Origin of the sequence: Streptomyces anatolicus, assembly GCF_019400875.1 — a bacterium.
GTDB classification, from domain to species: domain Bacteria; phylum Actinomycetota; class Actinomycetes; order Streptomycetales; family Streptomycetaceae; genus Streptomyces; species Streptomyces anatolicus.
The window spans coordinates 1-15,360 of record NZ_WMBF01000127.1 but is presented as its reverse complement, the minus strand read 5'-3'; the positions used below and the strand labels follow the sequence as shown (position 1 = coordinate 15,360).

Annotated in this window: 16 protein-coding genes; 12 read left to right on the top strand and 4 right to left on the bottom strand. The window is 70.8% G+C overall.

Annotation, left to right across the window (positions count from 1 at the left end; genetic code table 11):
* From GKQ77_RS14320 to GKQ77_RS14305, 4 genes are all read left to right on the top strand, one after another.
* Positions 1–816, top strand: an 816-nt coding sequence (locus GKQ77_RS14320; RefSeq protein WP_219689110.1) for a Gfo/Idh/MocA family protein, incomplete at its 5' end; no start/stop codon positions are given.
* A 256-nt stretch (positions 817–1,072) separates the two neighbouring features.
* Positions 1,073–2,059 carry an MmyB family transcriptional regulator gene (locus GKQ77_RS14315; protein WP_308117662.1) on the top strand — a complete coding sequence of 329 codons (987 nt, stop codon included), beginning with the start codon at positions 1,073–1,075 and terminating at the stop codon, positions 2,057–2,059.
* 111 nt (positions 2,060–2,170) lie between these two features.
* Positions 2,171–3,211 carry a beta-ketoacyl-[acyl-carrier-protein] synthase family protein gene (locus tag GKQ77_RS14310; RefSeq protein ID WP_219689109.1) on the top strand — a complete coding sequence of 347 codons (1,041 nt, stop codon included), beginning with the start codon at positions 2,171–2,173 and terminating at the stop codon, positions 3,209–3,211.
* Positions 3,212–3,270: 59 nt separating this feature from the next.
* Positions 3,271–4,059 (top strand): GNAT family N-acetyltransferase, encoded by a 789-nt coding sequence (locus GKQ77_RS14305; protein ID WP_219689108.1) that lies wholly within the window; start codon positions 3,271–3,273, stop codon positions 4,057–4,059.
* Positions 4,060–4,081: 22 nt separating this feature from the next.
* On the opposite strand, the gene GKQ77_RS14300 is transcribed toward GKQ77_RS14305, so the two are convergent.
* Positions 4,082–5,308 carry an acyl-CoA dehydrogenase family protein gene (locus GKQ77_RS14300; protein WP_219689107.1) on the bottom strand — a complete coding sequence of 409 codons (1,227 nt, stop codon included), beginning with the start codon at positions 5,306–5,308 and terminating at the stop codon, positions 4,082–4,084.
* A gap of 167 nt (positions 5,309–5,475) precedes the next feature.
* Here GKQ77_RS14300 and GKQ77_RS14295 point away from each other — a divergent pair, with 167 nt between their 5' ends.
* Positions 5,476–6,126, top strand: a complete 651-nt coding sequence (locus tag GKQ77_RS14295; protein ID WP_219689106.1) for a TetR/AcrR family transcriptional regulator — start codon at positions 5,476–5,478, stop codon at positions 6,124–6,126.
* Positions 6,127–6,174: 48 nt separating this feature from the next.
* Here the strand turns inward: GKQ77_RS14295 and def are convergent, their stop codons facing one another.
* Complete coding sequence (gene def, locus GKQ77_RS14290) at positions 6,175–6,714, bottom strand: peptide deformylase (protein ID WP_219689105.1); 540 nt, start codon at positions 6,712–6,714, stop codon at positions 6,175–6,177.
* Between the two features lie 141 nt (positions 6,715–6,855).
* On the opposite strand from def, the gene GKQ77_RS14285 reads away from it, so the two are divergent.
* From GKQ77_RS14285 to GKQ77_RS14265, 5 genes are all read left to right on the top strand, one after another.
* Positions 6,856–8,094, top strand: a complete 1,239-nt coding sequence (locus tag GKQ77_RS14285) for a MurT ligase domain-containing protein (RefSeq protein ID WP_219689104.1) — start codon at positions 6,856–6,858, stop codon at positions 8,092–8,094.
* A 40-nt stretch (positions 8,095–8,134) separates the two neighbouring features.
* Positions 8,135–8,863 (top strand): type 1 glutamine amidotransferase, encoded by a 729-nt coding sequence (locus GKQ77_RS14280; RefSeq protein WP_030777503.1) that lies wholly within the window; start codon positions 8,135–8,137, stop codon positions 8,861–8,863.
* A gap of 178 nt (positions 8,864–9,041) precedes the next feature.
* Positions 9,042–10,067 (top strand): 6-phosphofructokinase, encoded by a 1,026-nt coding sequence (locus GKQ77_RS14275; RefSeq protein ID WP_219689102.1) that lies wholly within the window; start codon positions 9,042–9,044, stop codon positions 10,065–10,067.
* 138 nt (positions 10,068–10,205) lie between these two features.
* Positions 10,206–11,156, top strand: a complete 951-nt coding sequence (locus GKQ77_RS14270; RefSeq protein WP_219689099.1) for a cytochrome c oxidase assembly protein — start codon at positions 10,206–10,208, stop codon at positions 11,154–11,156.
* Positions 11,157–11,243: 87 nt separating this feature from the next.
* Positions 11,244–11,402 carry a hypothetical protein gene (locus tag GKQ77_RS14265; RefSeq protein WP_219689097.1) on the top strand — a complete coding sequence of 53 codons (159 nt, stop codon included), beginning with the start codon at positions 11,244–11,246 and terminating at the stop codon, positions 11,400–11,402.
* A 117-nt stretch (positions 11,403–11,519) separates the two neighbouring features.
* On the opposite strand, the gene GKQ77_RS14260 is transcribed toward GKQ77_RS14265, so the two are convergent.
* On the bottom strand, positions 11,520–11,912 hold the full coding sequence (locus tag GKQ77_RS14260; protein WP_219689096.1) for an SSI family serine proteinase inhibitor: 393 nt from the start codon (positions 11,910–11,912) through the stop codon (positions 11,520–11,522).
* Positions 11,913–12,134: 222 nt separating this feature from the next.
* Here GKQ77_RS14260 and GKQ77_RS14255 point away from each other — a divergent pair, with 222 nt between their 5' ends.
* Both GKQ77_RS14255 and GKQ77_RS14250 read left to right on the top strand, forming a co-directional pair.
* Complete coding sequence (locus GKQ77_RS14255) at positions 12,135–12,929, top strand: lysophospholipid acyltransferase family protein (RefSeq protein WP_258021324.1); 795 nt, start codon at positions 12,135–12,137, stop codon at positions 12,927–12,929.
* Complete coding sequence (locus tag GKQ77_RS14250) at positions 12,926–13,414, top strand: YbaK/EbsC family protein (protein WP_219689094.1); 489 nt, start codon at positions 12,926–12,928, stop codon at positions 13,412–13,414. Before GKQ77_RS14255 ends, GKQ77_RS14250 begins: the two co-directional genes overlap by 4 nt.
* Positions 13,415–13,432: 18 nt before the next feature.
* Here GKQ77_RS14250 and GKQ77_RS14245 read toward each other — a convergent pair whose 3' ends face one another.
* The gene (locus GKQ77_RS14245) at positions 13,433–15,100 is read right to left on the bottom strand and encodes an alpha/beta hydrolase (RefSeq protein ID WP_219689093.1); all 1,668 of its coding nucleotides are present in this window, start codon (positions 15,098–15,100) and stop codon (positions 13,433–13,435) included.
* Between the last annotated feature and the right edge of the window lie 260 nt (positions 15,101–15,360).

Genomic DNA, 15,360 nt, shown 5'->3' with positions numbered 1-15,360 from the left:
CACCCGGACATCGACTTCAGCGGCGTCTGGGGCCGGCGTCCGGAGGCCGCGGCCACGCTCGCCGCCACGCATGGGACGGCGGCCCACACGGACGTGGAGGAACTGTTCGCGGCCAGTGACGCCGTGGCGTTCGCGGTGCCGCCGGACGTCCAGGCACCGCTGGCGGCGCGGGCCGCGGCGGCGGGCTGCCATCTGCTCCTCGACAAACCGGTGGCCACCACGCCGGAGGCCGCGCACGGGGTGGCGCGGGCAGTCGAACGGGCGCAGGTGGCTTCCGTGGTCTTCTTCACCCTGCGCTTCGCCACCCTCAGCTCGGCCTGGGTCTCCGAACAGGCGGCCACCGGCGGCTGGTTCACCGGCCGCGCCGACTGGTACGGCTCGTTCTACACCCCGGACGGGAGCGCCGTGTTCCCCTCGCCCTGGCGCGAAAGCCGTGGTGGCCTGTGGGACGTGGGCCCGCACGCCCTGTCTATGCTGCTGCCGGTCCTCGGCGACGTGAGCGACGTGACGGCCGCCGCACACGGCCCCGGCGACACGGTCCACCTGGTCCTGCGCCACACCGGCGGTGCCTCCAGCACGGCGGCGCTGAGCCTGACGGCGCCGGCGAAGTGCGCCGGCCTGGCCGTGGAGTTGCGCGGCGAGCACGGCGTCGCGGTGCTGCCGCCGTGGGAGGGTGCCGACGAGGCCTTCGCCACCGCGCTCGATGAACTCGTCGTGGCCGTGCGCACCGGCACGCCACACCCCTGCGACGTCCGGTTCGGAGCACGGGTGACGGAGATCCTGGCGCGGGCGGAGGATCGGCTCTCGGCCGTATGAGGCGCCCGGGAACAACCACGGGCGGCCGGTACCGTGGCCGCTACGTAATGGCGAGTGACGGCACCGACCGCAGCCGGTGGACCCACGGAACCGGACGAGGACCGTGAGGTCAGGCGCTGCCCTGTTTCCGACCACTCGGATCAGAATACGAACAGCCGTCCCACACGCTTCCCGCAACGGCCCGATGGGCCTAGGGGGTACCCGATGCCGGGGAATTTCAGCCATTCTCAGGCTCCCCGGACAAGATGCCCCACAGTTGTACCCACGCACTCGCCGACGATCAAAGCTGCAGGTCGACGAGGTCGCGCACTCCATGATGCCGCAGTGGCTGATCGTTTTCTTCGGGCAATGTTTATTACCAAAGAAGTTGCGAATATTTAGACTGATCACGCTCCAACTCGGCGTGAACCAAGAGGGATTACCCACCATGAACAAGACGGCGCTCCGCGCACTGCTCCGCGAACGACGCGCCCTCATTGCCCCCGAATCGCATGGCTTCTCCCGGCCCAGCGGTCAGGGGCGGCGTGCCCGGGGGCTCTCGCAGCATCAGGTGGACCAGCTGCTGCACCGGACGCTCGGCACGTACCACCGCCTGGAGTCCGGCAACTACCCCAACCCGCCGACCACGCTCCTTCGCGACGTCGCCCGCCTCTTCGGCCTCAACGAGCAGGAGTGGGTCTCCCTGTGCCGGTACGCGCTGCTTCAGGATCCCCCCGGCCCGCTCCATCCGACGTCGGGCAAGGAGATCCCCGGTGTGTGGCAGGAGGCCGTCGAGGGCATCCGGCACATCGCGTACGTATCCGACGCCTCCTGGGACCTGCTCGCCCACAATGAGCACTTCGCGGCCCTGTTCCCCGGGAGGAACGTTCCGGCCAACACCATGCGCTGGATGCTGCTCGACGGCCGCGAGGTCCTGACGAACTGGCACACCGCGTGGGCTCCGCTGGTCCTGCCGCAGCTGCGGGCCGCGCTCGCGACCCGGCCCGAGGACGAGGTGCTGCGGCAGATAGAGAAGGAGATCCTGGCCGACCCCGAGGTGGCGCCGCTCTATACCGCCGGTGCCGCGTTCCCGCACCCGGACGGGGACGAGCGCCCCCTGCTGCACGCCGAGTTCGGTCCCGGCTGGGTCACCATGTGCGCGGCGCAGCCCATGACGGCCCCCGGCGCGCGGCTCATCATCCTCGTCTTCCATCCGGGTGAGAAGCGGTCGCACGTGCGAGCGCCGATGCTGCGGGCCTTCTGACCCCCGCCTCTCACGGTCGTCACGCCCTCGCTACGCGAGAGGCGACGGGCTCAGCGCGGTGAAGTACGTTGTGCCGCACCCCCCGCCCGACGAGCCCGTGGGAGCATCAGCGTGCCTGCCTATGTATCAAGACCTTGTACCGTCTTCGGCGACCACAAGGTCACCACCGAAGACATAGCCGACGACATCCGTGCCCACCATCCCGGCCATCCGCGGCTGGGCGCCATTCTGCGGGTCGTACGCGGCTGCGGTGTGGAGACGCGTCATTTCAGCCGCCCCATCGACGCACCCACGGTCTCCGGGCCCGCGGGCATCGAGGACCGTGCGGGCGCCGCCTTCGCGGACGCACTCAGCATGGCCGAGCGCGCGGCCACCGCGGCACTGCGCGCGTCGGGCCTGGCCGGCGAGGACATCGACGCGATCGTCACGGCCCACTGCACCGGCTGGGCCCTGCCCAACCTCGACGTCGGGCTCATGGACCGGCTGGCCCTGCGGCCCACGGCCCGGCATCTCGCGCTCACCACGCTGGCCTGCGCGGGGGGCGCGCAGGCACTCATCCGGGCCGCCGACATGGTGGCGGCACGGCCGGGCAGCAAGGTGCTCGTGGTGGCCGCGGAGGTCATCTCCAGCGTCTACAACCACAACGACACCAGCATCGAATCGATGATCTACAAGGCGTTGTTCGGGGATTCCGCCGCCGCGACGATCGTCACCAGCACCCCCATGGGCCCCGGGATCGCGATCGAGGACTCCCTGGAATACGTGCTGCCGGACAGCCTCGACCGCTACCGCGGACGCATCGCCCCGGACGGATTCCACTTCGACTCCACGAAGAAGGCGCTCAGCGCGGCCGACGACGTGCTCCCCACCATCCTGGACTGGCTCGGCCCCTACCGCGCCGAGTTCGCGGTCGTCCACCCCGGCAGCCCGCGCATCATCCAGGACACGGCGGCGGCCCTCGGCCTCGACGCCCACGCCGCCCGCCACTCCACCGCCACGCTCGCCGCGGAGGGGAATCTCGGCGGCGTCAGCGTGTTCCGCGTCCTTGAACGCACCCACGACGAACCGCCCGCCGACGACGCCCGGGGCGTTGCCGTGGCCTACGGCCCGGGCTTCACCACCGCCGCCCTGCGCTGCCGCTGGCGGTCCTGAGCGCCGGCCCCCGCCTTATTCACTTGCCGCCCCCTGCCGCCCCTGCTGAAGTGACCCGCATGGATCACGCAGCGGTACTGGCCGCGTACGACCGGCAGATCAGGCGGAGCACACTGGGCGAAGGGCCTGGCACGGTCGTCGAGCGCGTCGGCGGCGTGGTCCGGCAGACCGGCTCGGAGAGCGACTGGAACGGCGTCCTGTGGGCGGACATCGACGCGGCGACGGCGGACGGTGTCATCGCGGAGCAGATTCGCCACTACACGGCCGCGGGACGCGAGTTCGAGTGGAAGCTGCACTCCTACGACCGCCCCGCCGACCTGGCCGAGCGGCTCCTCGCGGCCGGTTTCGTGGCCGAGCCCCAGGAGGCCGTGATGGTCGCCGAGGCCGAAGCCCTGCCCGCGGGACCGGAGTTGCCCGACGGCATCAGGCTCGTCCCGGTGCGGGACGCGGCGGGCGTCGCGCTGATGGCCGAGGCGCACCTGGCGGCGTTCGGCGAGGACGACGCCGCGCTGAGCGAGCGGCTGGCCACGCGGGTGCTCGCCCAGCTGACCGAGGCGCCGGACGAGATCGTCGCGGTCGTGGCCATGGCCGGTGAGCGGCCGGTGTGCGGTGCCCGGATGGAGTTCCGCCCGGGCACCGGTTTCGCCGGCCTGTGGGGTGGCGGCACGGCTCCCGAGTGGCGCGGCAAGGGCATCTACCGCGCGACCGTGGCCTACCGCGCCCGCATCGCCGCCGAGCGCGGTTACCGCTACCTCCAGGTCGACGCCTCCGACGACAGCCACCCGATCCTGGACCGCCTCGGCTTCGCGACGCTGTGCACGACCACTCCGTACGTGTACCAGCCCTGAGGCGGCACCGGGTCCGCTCCCGTCAGCGGATCGGCATGCCCGACAGCGTCCTCGCGATGACCAGGCGCTGGATCTCGCTCGTACCTTCGAAGATCGTGTAGATCGCGGCGTCGCGGTGCATGCGCTCCACCGGGTACTCGCGGGTGTAGCCGTTGCCGCCGAGGATCTGCACGGCCTGGGCGGTGACCTTCTTGGCGACCTCGCTCGCGTAGAGCTTCGACATGGAGCCCTCAGCCGACTCGAACTTCTTGCCCGTACTCGCCATCCACGAGGCGCGCCACACCAGGAGGCGGGCCGCGTCGATCTGGGTGCGCATGTCGGCGAGCTGGAAGGCGACGCCCTGGTTGTCGATGATCGGGCGGCCGAACTGCGTACGCGTCTTGGCGTACTCCAGCGCCTCCTCGTACGCGGCTCGGGCGGTCCCCACCGCCATCGCGCCGACCGCGGGCCGCGACGCCTCGAAGGTGGCCATCGCGGCGTTCTTCACGCGCTCGCCGCCGGCCTTGGCGCGCTCCCGCGCGCGGGCGAGGCGCTCGTCCAGCTTCTCCTTGCCGCCGAGCAGGCAGTGGCCCGGGACCCGTACGTCTTCGAGGACGACCTCGGCGGTGTGCGAGGCGCGGATGCCGTGCTTCTTGAACTTCTGCCCCTGGGACAGGCCGGGCGTGTGCGGCGGGACGATGAAGGAGGCGTGCCCTTTCGAGCCCAGTTGGGGGTCGACGACCGCGACGACGACGTGGACGTTGGCTATGCCGCCGTTGGTCGCCCAGGTCTTGGTGCCGTTGAGGACCCACTCGTCCTTCGCCTCGTCGTAGACGGCGCGGGTGCGCATGGCGGCCACATCGGATCCGGCGTCCGGCTCGGAGGAGCAGAAGGCGGCGACCTTGACGTCGTTCACGTCGCCGTACATCTGCGGGATCCAGGTGCCGACCTGCTCCTCGGTGCCGTTGGCGAGCACGCCTACGGCGGCCAGGCCCGTGCCCATGATGGACAGGCCGATGCCCGCGTCGCCCCAGAAGATCTCCTCGGTGGCCATCGGGATGCCGAGCCCGGTGGGGTCGAAGAACTGCTGCGCGTAGAAGTCGAGGGAGTAGATCCCGAGCTTCGCCGCCTCCTGGATGATGGGCCAGGGCGTCTCCTCGCGCTCATCCCACTCGGCGGCCGCGGGGCGGATCACGTCAGCGGCGAACCCGTGAAGCCACTCCTGGACCTCCTTCTGTTCGTCGTTGAGCTCCATGGTGAACTCGGCCATGACCCCTCCAGGACCTGCGATCAACTGCGGCGTTACTAGCGGTAACGGAAGTCTGTTACCGGCCAGTAGTCCGTGTCAACTCCCGGCAGCCCGTTCGATGCCCGCCGCACGCCGGGTGTTACGTTGCGCGTGCGTCACGCAATCGCACGGGCGGGGAGAGAACGCTTATGGAGACCACGCACCACGCTGATCAGCAGAGATCCGCGGATCATGGACGGCGCCGGCGCGAGCTGCTGGAGGCCGCGGACCGGGTGGTGCTCCGCGACGGCCCCGGCGCCTCCATGAACGCCATCGCCGCCGAGGCCGGCATCACCAAGCCGATCCTCTACCGCCACTTCGGCGACAAGGGCGGGCTGTACGCCGCGCTCGCCAAGCGGCACACGGACGCGCTGCTCGAAGCCCTGCGCGCCGCCCTGGACGCCCCCGCCGAGCGCAGGGAGCGCGTCGAGGCGACGCTGGACACCTACCTCGCGGCGATCGAGGCCCGCCCGCAGGTGTACCGGTTCCTGATGCACCCCTCCGAGGCCCCCTCCCCCGGTGAGCAGGGCTTCGACGTCGGCCTGCACTCCGCGCCCCTGCTGCGCCGCCTCGGCGAGGAGCTGGCGGAGGTCATCGAGGAGCGCGTCGACCTCGGTCCGGAGAGCGCCCAGCTCGCCCGCGTCTGGGGGCACGGCATCGTCGGCATGATGCACGCGGCGGGCGACTGGTGGCTCGGTGAACGGCCCTGCTCGCGCGAGCAGTTGGTCAGCAGCCTGGCCGACCTGCTGTGGGGGCGGCTCGCCGCGGCGGGCAACCGCGTGGGCGGCCCCGGCTTTTGAACCCCCGGGGAGCCTCTGGGGAGCCCTCAGGGGCTCTCCAGAGGAACCTCAGACGTTCCAGGAGGCCTTGGCGGCGGCCCGCAGCACCCTGCGGCGCCGCCAGCCGGTGACGCGGTCGGTGTAGACACCGCCCTCCAGGTGGTCGCACTCGTGCTGGAGACAGCGGGCGAACCAGCCCGAACCGTGCACCTTCACGGGCTCGCCGCGCAGATCGACCCCCTCGACCACCGCGTGGTCGAAGCGGGGCGTGCCCGCTTCGAGACCCGGCAGCGAGAGGCAGCCCTCGGGTCCGCGCACGGTGACGCCGTCCGCCTCCACGAGCCGCGGATTGACCACGTGGCCGAGGTGGCGGACGTCCTCGTCGTCCGGGCAGTCGTAGACGAAGACCCGTTTGCTCACGCCGATCTGATTCGCGGCCAGGCCCACGCCCTGGGCCGCGTACATCGTCGCGAACATGTCCTCGATGAGGCGCCCCAGTGCGGGGCCGAAGTCGGTGACCTCCTCGCAGGCCGTGTGCAGCACGGGGTCACCGAGCAGGGTCAGAGGTCGTACGCGCCCTGAGGCGCCCGGGATCGAGCCGTGTCGCATGGCGGCAAGAGTACGGTCCATGGAGTACAGCGGCACCGAGGTGGTGCCGTGGTTCGGGCTTGTCAGTGGATCTCGATAGGCTGAGCAGAGAAACGATGCCGGGGGCAGGCGCGGCGCCGTACGCAAGGAGGATCTCGACAGATGTCAGGCAACACGGACCCGCTGTCGCCGCGGGCCAAGCTGGCCGTGACGGCGGGCAAGGCGGCCGCGGCGGTGTCACGCGCGGCGGGCCGCGGCAGCGGATCGGTGATCGGCGGCAAGGTCGCGCTCAGGCTCGACCCCGAGCTGCTCGGTCGGCTCGCCACACACCTGGACGTGGTCCTCGTGTCGGCCACCAACGGCAAGACGACCACCACGCGCCTGATCGCGGAGGCCCTGCGGGCCAGCGGCCCGGTCGTGTCCAACGCCCTCGGTGCGAACATGCCTGCGGGAATCACCTCGGCGCTCGCCGGCGGCTCCGACGCGAAGTACGGCGTGATCGAGGTCGACGAGAAGTACCTCGCGGGCGTCGCCCGTGACGTGGACCCCAAGGCGATCGCGCTGCTGAACCTCTCGCGCGACCAGCTGGACCGCGCCGCCGAGACCCGCATGCTCGCCGAGAAGTGGCGCGAGGGCCTGGCCGGTACGAAGGCCGTCGTCATCGCCAACGCCGACGACCCGCTGGTCGTCTGGGCCGCCTCCTCCTCGCCGAACGTGGTGTGGGTCGCGGCCGGCCAGGAGTGGAAGGACGACGCCTGGTCGTGCCCGTCCTGCGGCGGCGTCATGCAGCGCCCCGGGGACGACTGGTTCTGCGGCGAGTGCGGCTTCCGCCGCCCCGCGCCCAGCTGGGTGCTCTCCGGCGACCACGTCCTGGACCCGCACGGCTCGGCCTGGCCGATCCACCTCCAGCTCCCGGGCCGGGCGAACAAGGCCAACGCCACCTCATCGGCCGCCGTCGCCGCCGTCTTCGGAGTGCCGCCGCAGGTCGCCCTCGAGCGCATGTACCAGGTGCAGGCCGTCGCCGGACGCTATGACGTCGTGCAGTTCCAGGGCCGCGACCTGCGTCTGCTGCTCGCGAAGAACCCCGCGGGCTGGCTGGAGACGTTCTCGCTGATCGACCCGCCGCCGACCCCGGTGATCCTCTCCGTCAACGCCCGGGGCGCGGACGGCACCGACACCTCCTGGCTGTGGGACGTCGACTACACCCGGCTCGCCGGTCACCCGATCTTCGTGCTCGGCGACCGCAAGCTGGACCTGGCCGTGCGCCTGGAGGTCGCGAACCTGGACTTCCGGGTCTGCGAGAGCGTCGACGAGGCGGTGCAGCTCGCCCCGCCGGGACGCATCGAGACGATCGCGAACTACACCGCGTTCCAGGACCTGCGCCGCCGCGTCGGCAACTGACCCCACCGGCCCCTCTAGACCTTCGTAGGGACACATGAGCATGAGCGACAACAGCCTGCGGCTGGTGTGGGTCTACCCCGACCTGCTCAGCACGTACGGGGACCAGGGCAACGCCCTGGTGGTGGAGCGGCGCGCCCGCCAGCGCGGCCTCCAGGTCGAGCGCTACGACGTGCGCAGCGACCAGCCGGTCCCCACCTCCGGCGACATCTATCTGATCGGCGGCGGCGAGGACCGTCCGCAGCGGCTCGCGGCCGAGCGGCTGCGCCGCGACGGCGGCCTGCAGCGGGCCGTGGGCAACGGCGCGATCGTCTTCTCGGTCTGCGCCGGCTACCAGATCATCGGCAACGAGTTCATCAACGACCTCGGTCAGCGCGAGCCGGGCCTCGGCCTGCTCGACGTGGTCTCCACGCGCGGTGAGGGCGAGCGGTGCGTCGGCGACGTCCTCGCCGACATGGACCCGCAGCTGGGCCTGCCCCCGCTCACCGGCTTCGAGAACCACCAGGGCGTCACGCACGTCGGCCCGAACGCACGGCCGCTGGCCCGCGTCACGCTCGGCCGGGGCAACGGCACGGGCGACGGCACCGAGGGCGCGTACAACGGCACGGTCTTCGGCACGTACATGCACGGCCCGGTCCTCGCCCGCAACCCGCTCATCGCGGACCTGCTGCTCAAGCTGGCCCTCGATGTGAACGCGCTGCCGCCCACGGACGACCGGTGGTACGAGGCGCTGCGCGCCGAGCGCATCAACGCCGCTCAGCAGCCCGCGTAGCAGCTCTCCGGCACCGCCTCGGCAGCCCGCTTGACGCCCCGCCCGCACATGTGAGCGGGGGCGTCCAGCCCTCGGACGCCTGATGCGGCCCCGCCCCCCGGCGCCTATAGGGTGGCGGGGATCCAGCCGGACGACGTGGTCCGGCCATTCGGCCCACGTTGCAAAGGTATTTTGCGCCATGCGCATTGGTGTCCTGACCTCCGGCGGCGACTGCCCCGGCCTGAACGCCGTCATCCGCTCCGTCGTGCACCGTGCGGTGGCGGACCACGGTGACGAGGTCATCGGCTTCCACGACGGCTGGCGAGGCCTCCTGGAATGCGACTACCGCAAGCTCGACCTCGACGCGGTGGGCGGCATCCTCGCCCGCGGCGGCACGATCCTCGGCTCCTCGCGCGTCCAGCCCGCACAGCTGCGCGGCGGTGTGGAGCGCGCCAGGGGCCACCTCGCGGAGCTGGGCCTCGACGCGGTCATCCCGATCGGCGGCGAGGGCACACTGAAGGCGGCCCGGCTGCTCTCGGACGCGGGCCTGCCGATCGTGGGCGTACCCAAGACCATCGACAACGACATCGCGGTCACCGACGTCACCTTCGGTTTCGACACCGCGGTGGGCGTCGCGACGGAGGCGCTCGACCGTCTCAAGACCACCGCCGAATCCCACCAGCGCGTGCTCATCGTCGAGGTCATGGGCCGCCACACGGGGTGGATCGCCCTGCACTCCGGCATGGCGGCGGGCGCGCACGCCATCGTCGTCCCCGAGCGCCCCTTCGACATCGAGGAGCTGACCGCGAAGGTCGCCGAGCGCTTCTCGGCGGGCAAGAAGTTCGCGATCGTCGTGGCCGCCGAGGGCGCCAAGCCCCGCGCGGGCACCATGGAGTTCGACGAGGGCATCAAGGACGTCTACGGCCATGAGCGGTTCGCCGGCATCGCCCGGCAGCTCTCCCTCGAACTGGAGCAGCGCCTCGGCAAGGAGGCGCGACCGGTCATCCTCGGGCACGTGCAGCGCGGCGGCACCCCGACCGCGTACGACCGCGTCCTCGCGACGCGGTTCGGCTGGCACGCCGTGGAGGCCGTGCACCGCGGCGAGTTCGGCAGGATGACGGCGCTGCGCGGCACGGACATCACGATGGTGCCGCTCGCCGAGGCCGTCGAGACGCTGAAGACGGTGCCGGACGAGCGGTACGCCGAAGCGGAGTGCGTCCTCTAGTCCTGCCGCCTTCAGTACCGCCGCCTTCAATTCGGTTGCCTTTTGCACTATCCGCCCCCGGTCGCCTCAGCGGCCGGGGGCGGTTCTACTCTGGTGCGGACACACGTCGCACAATCCGCACGAATCAGGAGCCACTGGATGGATCACAGCGGGCACGGCATGAACATGGATCTGCCGCCGTTCACGCTGGGGCGAGGCCTGGAACTCTCCGCCGACCCCTTCTTCCTCATCAGCTGCCTGGTGGCCCTGGCCCTGTACGGGTGGGGCGTGGCGCGGCTCGTGCGGCGCGGTGACAAGTGGCCGGTGGGCCGCACGGTCTCCTTCGTGCTCGGCGTCCTCACCATCCTGCTCGTGATGTGCACCAAGCTGAACGACTACGGCATGGTCATGTTCAGCGTGCACATGGTGCAGCACATGGTGATCAGCATGCTCTCGCCGATCCTGCTGCTGCTCGGCGCGCCGATCACGCTGGCGCTGCGGGCGCTGCCGGTCGCGGCGCGCGGCCACAAGGGGCCCCGCGAGTGGCTGCTGTGGCTGCTGCACAGCCGGTACATGCGGATCGTCACGCACCCGGCGTTCACGATCCCGCTCTTCATCGCGAGCCTGTACGGGCTCTACTTCACGCCGCTCTTCGACACGCTGATGGGTTCCAAGGCGGGCCACATCGGCATGATGGTGCACTTCCTCGCCGTCGGCCTCGTCTTCTTCTGGCCGATCATGGGTGTCGACCCGGGGCCGCACCGTCCCGGCTATGTGATGCGGATGCTGGAGCTGTTCGCGGGCATGCCGTTCCACGCGTTCTTCGGCATCGCGCTGATGATGGCGACCCAGCCGATGATCGGCACGTACATGCATCCGCCGGCCTCGCTGGGCATCGACGCGCTGGCCGACCAGGAGGCTGCGGGCGGCATCGCCTGGGCGTTCAGCGAGATCCCCTCCGTGGTGGTCCTGGTGGCCCTGCTCTTCCAGTGGCGGCGCTCCGAGGACCGTGAGTCGCGGCGCAAGGACCGGGCCGCGGACCGTGACGGTGACAAGGAGCTGGCGGAGTACAACGCCTATCTGGCCTCTCTGGCCGCACGCGGCCGCTAGCGCCAAAGGGGCTTCGGGGGTGACGATGGTCTTCGGACCGCGGTCTCGGCGTGCGGACGCCGGAGGCTGCCGGGAGGAGGCTGAGCGATGCCCGGTTCCACGAAGACCATGGGTGGGTTCACCATCGGAGGCCTGGTCATGGTGACGGCCTACTCGGTGGGGCTCGGAAGCAACGGCTGGCTGTGGTTCGGCTGGGTCGTGCTCGGACTGATCACGCTCGGGATGGTGCTCTCGCGCGCCACGTGAGCGGGATGCCGGTGGCGATCTCGCGCGCCACGTGAACGGGTGGCCGGAGGTGCTGTCGCGCTCCACGGGGCGCCGTGCCGCGCGACAGCCGGGGTTCGTGTGTGGCCTTCGCCGTCCTCAGAACCGGAAGACGTAACCGGTGTCCGCGTCCATCTCGCAGGCGTTCGGGTACGTCTTGTGCCAGCTGACCGCCCGGTTGCGGTGGGTCCCGGTCGCGCTGACGGTGACCGGGTCGTACTGCTTGGTGCACAGGTGCGGGTCGTCGGCGAGCTTGTCGAAGTTCCCCTTGGCCCGGTCGATCGCCGCGCACGCCTTGGCCGCGTGCGGGTGGGGTCCCATGGGCTCGGGACGGCAGCGCAGCAGGACGCCGCGGATCCAGGTGTCCTCGGAGCCCGAGACGGTGAGGACGAGCCCGCGCTGCTTGGGGGTGGCGGCCTCGTCCGCCGCGTGGGCGGGGACGGCGGCGCCGAGGGCGATCAGGGCGGCGGCTGCGACGGTGAACGGGCGCATGCGGAACCTCCGGAGGGGGTGACGGTGACGTGCTTGGCGTCGGTCCGTGGCGGCGGGGACGCCGGGGCGAGGCCAGCGGACCTTCCGCGCGCGGGGCGCGTCGAGCCGCCTCGCCGGTGTGTCGCCCGCCCGGCGGTGCGCAAGGGCCCGAACGGCCTCTCGCGTCCGCGTCGCCGATTGGCTACTGTGCGTCGGCACCTGGATCAGGGGAAGGCGGCCGCCATGTTCTATCTACTGCTCAAGTACGTGCTCCTCGGCCCACTGCTCCGGCTGATGTTCCGGCCCAGAATCGAGGGTCTTGAACACGTGCCCGAGTCGGGCGCCGCGATCGTCGCGGGCAACCATCTGTCGTTCTCCGATCATTTCCTGATGCCGGCGATCATCAAGCGCCGCATCACCTTCCTCGCGAAGGCCGAGTACTTCACGGGGCCCGGGCTCAAGGGCCGGCTGACCGCCGCCTTCTTCCGCAGCGCGGGACAGATCCCGGTGGACCGCTCGGGCAAGGAGGCAGGCCAGGCCGCGATCCGCGAGGGCCTCTGCGTCCTGCGCAAGGGCGAACTGCTCGGCATCTACCCGGAGGGCACGCGCTCGCACGACGGACGGCTGTACAAGGGCAAGGTGGGCGTCGCGGCGATGGCGCTCAAGGCGGAGGTGCCGGTGATCCCGTGCGCGATGATCGGCACCTTCGAGGCGCAGCCGCCGGGACAGAAGATGCCGAACATCCGGCGCGTGACGATTCGGTTCGGCGAGCCCCTCGACTTCTCCCGCTACGTCGGCATGGACAACGAGAAGGCGGTCCTGCGTGCCGTCACCGACGAGATCATGTACGCGATCCTCGGGCTCTCCGGTCAGGAGTACGTCGACAAGTACGCGGCCGTCGTGAAGGCGGAGGAGGCCGAGCGCCAGGGCGCGGCAGGACGGACCGGACCGTGGCGTTCCCGAACTATGATCGCGAAGTCGACCTCTTCGACGACTGAGCGGAAGGCGCCTGATGGGCGCGACGGGAGGGCCAAGTGAGCGAAGAGCACGCCCAGTACACCAAGTTGGTGGGACTGCTGGATGAGCGCGGGGCGGCGTACCGGATCATCGAGCATGAGCCGGAGGGCGCCACGGAAGCGGTGAGCGCGCTGCGCGGCAACACCTTGGAGCAGGCAGCCAAGTGCATCGTGGTGATGGTGAAGACCGGCAAGAAGACGAAGCGGTATGTGCTCGCCGTGGTGCCCGGCGACCGGCGCGTCGATCTGAACGCGCTCAAGGCGCTGCTCGGCGGGACGTACGCCGGATTCGCGACGCAGGAGGTGGCGGAGCGGCTCTCGGGGAGCGTGAGCGGCACGATTCTGCCGTTCTCGTTCGACCCGGAGCTGGAACTCGTCGTGGATCCGGCCCTGTTGGAGCATGAGGAGATCTTCTTCAACGCGGCGCGGCTCGACCGTTCGCTGGCGCTGCGGACGGCGGACTACCGGGAGATCGCCGGGCCCCGGACCGAGGCGATCTCCCAGTAGCGGTGGGCCGGGGGGCCGTTACGGCTTCGGCGTGGCGTGCGGGGCGCACGTCACGTCGGAGGCGTCCAGCTTGCCGGTCAACAGGTAGGCGTCGACGCGGTCGTTGAGGCACGGGTTGGGGATGTTGGTGATCCCGTGCGAACCGGCGTCCGCCTCGGTGACCAGACGCGATCCCTTGAGGCGCTTGTGCAGTTCGACGGCGCCGGGGTACGGCGTGGCGGCGTCACGGGCGGACTGGACGAGCAGCGTGGGCGGCAGGCCCTTGCGGCTCTCGATCTCCAGGGGGCGCTGCTGCTTGCTCGACCAGGTCGCGCACGGCAGGTTCATCCAGGCGTTGCCCCAGGTGAAGAAGGGGCTCGTCCGGTGGATGCGGGTGTTGTCGCGGTCCCACTTCTTCCAGCTGCGCGGCCACTTGGCGTCGGCGCACTCGACGGCGGTGTAGACGGCGTTGCCGTTCTCCTGGGCGGCGTTGCCCGCCTTGTCGTCCATGTCGGGGCTCGCCGCCTCGATGAGGGGCTTCGGGTCACCGGCGACGTACTTGCTCCAGTTGGTGGCGATCTGGACCCAGTAGGAGTCGTAGTACGGCGCGTTCTGGAAGTACGAGTGGAGTTCGGCCGGGCCGACGACGCCGTCCAGGGGCTGCTTCTTCGCGGTGGCGCGCAGCTTGTCCCACTGGGCGCGGACCTCGGCGTAGGTGTCGCCGAGGTGGAAGGCGGCGTCGTTCTTCGCGACCCACGTCATCCAGTCGATCAGGCGCTTCTCGAAGGCGACGTCCTGGTCGAGGTTGACCTCGTACCAGATCTTGTCGGTGCGCGGGTTGACCACGGAGTCGAAGACCATACGGCGTACGTGGGTCGGGAAGAGGGTGCTGTAGACCGCGCCCAGGTAGGTGCCGTAGGAGACGCCGAGGAAGTTCAGCTTCTTCTCGCCGAGTGCCGCGCGGATGACATCCAGGTCGCGGGCGGTATTCGGCGTGGTCATGTGCGGCAGGAGGGCGCCGCTGCGCTCCTGGCAGCCGTCCGCGTACTCGGCGGCGAGCTTGCGCTGGACGCGCTTGTCGGCCTCGCTGTCGGGGATCGGGTCGAGCTTGGGCGCCTTCACGAACTCCTGCGGGTCGACGCAGGAGACGGGGGCCGAGTGGCCGACGCCGCGCGGCTCGAAGCCCACGAAGTCGTATGCCTTCGCGGTCTTCTCCCACAGCTTGTTCTTGGTGACGACGCGGCGCGGGAAGCGCAGGCCGGAGGCGCCGGGGCCGCCCGGGTTGTAGACGAGGGCGCCCTGGCGCTCGTCCTTGGTGCCGGTGTTGCCGATGCGGTCGACGGCGAGCTTGATCTGCTTTCCGTCGGGCCTCGCGTAGTCGAGGGGGACGGTGACCCAGCCGCACTGGATGGGCTTCTCCAGGCCCCAGTCGGCCGGGCAGTCCTTCCACTCGATGCCGGCCTTGGCGGCGCGCCGGGCGGCGAGCGCGACACCGCGGGCCTCGCGATCCTTGCCGGAGCGGGCGCTCACATCGGCCTTCGCACCTGCCTCCGGGCCGGCCTTCCCGCCCGCTTCCGTGCCGGCGCTCGCCGTCGGGGCGGCCATCGCGCCCGCTATGAGCGTCGCCGCGACGAGCGTGCCCGCCGAACCGAGCACCGCCGTCCGCCTGGTCCCTCGGGTCCGTCTCAAGTGGGGCCTCCCGCACATCGATTCGAGCAGATTCGATCAGTACGGGGGATCCTTGCGGCTGTAGGGGCCCTGACAACAGACGGGGCGGCCTTTCTTTACCGATCCGATAAACGGTGCGGCCGGCCCCGCTCAACGACCCTGTGCCGAGTCCTCGTCGGAGTCGGAGGAGGGGTCGGGGGTCTCGCCGTTCAGGGCTTGGATGGTGCCGTGGACCAGGAGCGCCATGAAGGTCGCCAGCGCGAGGCAGGTCGCGCCCAGAGCGGTGCCTCCCGTCGGGG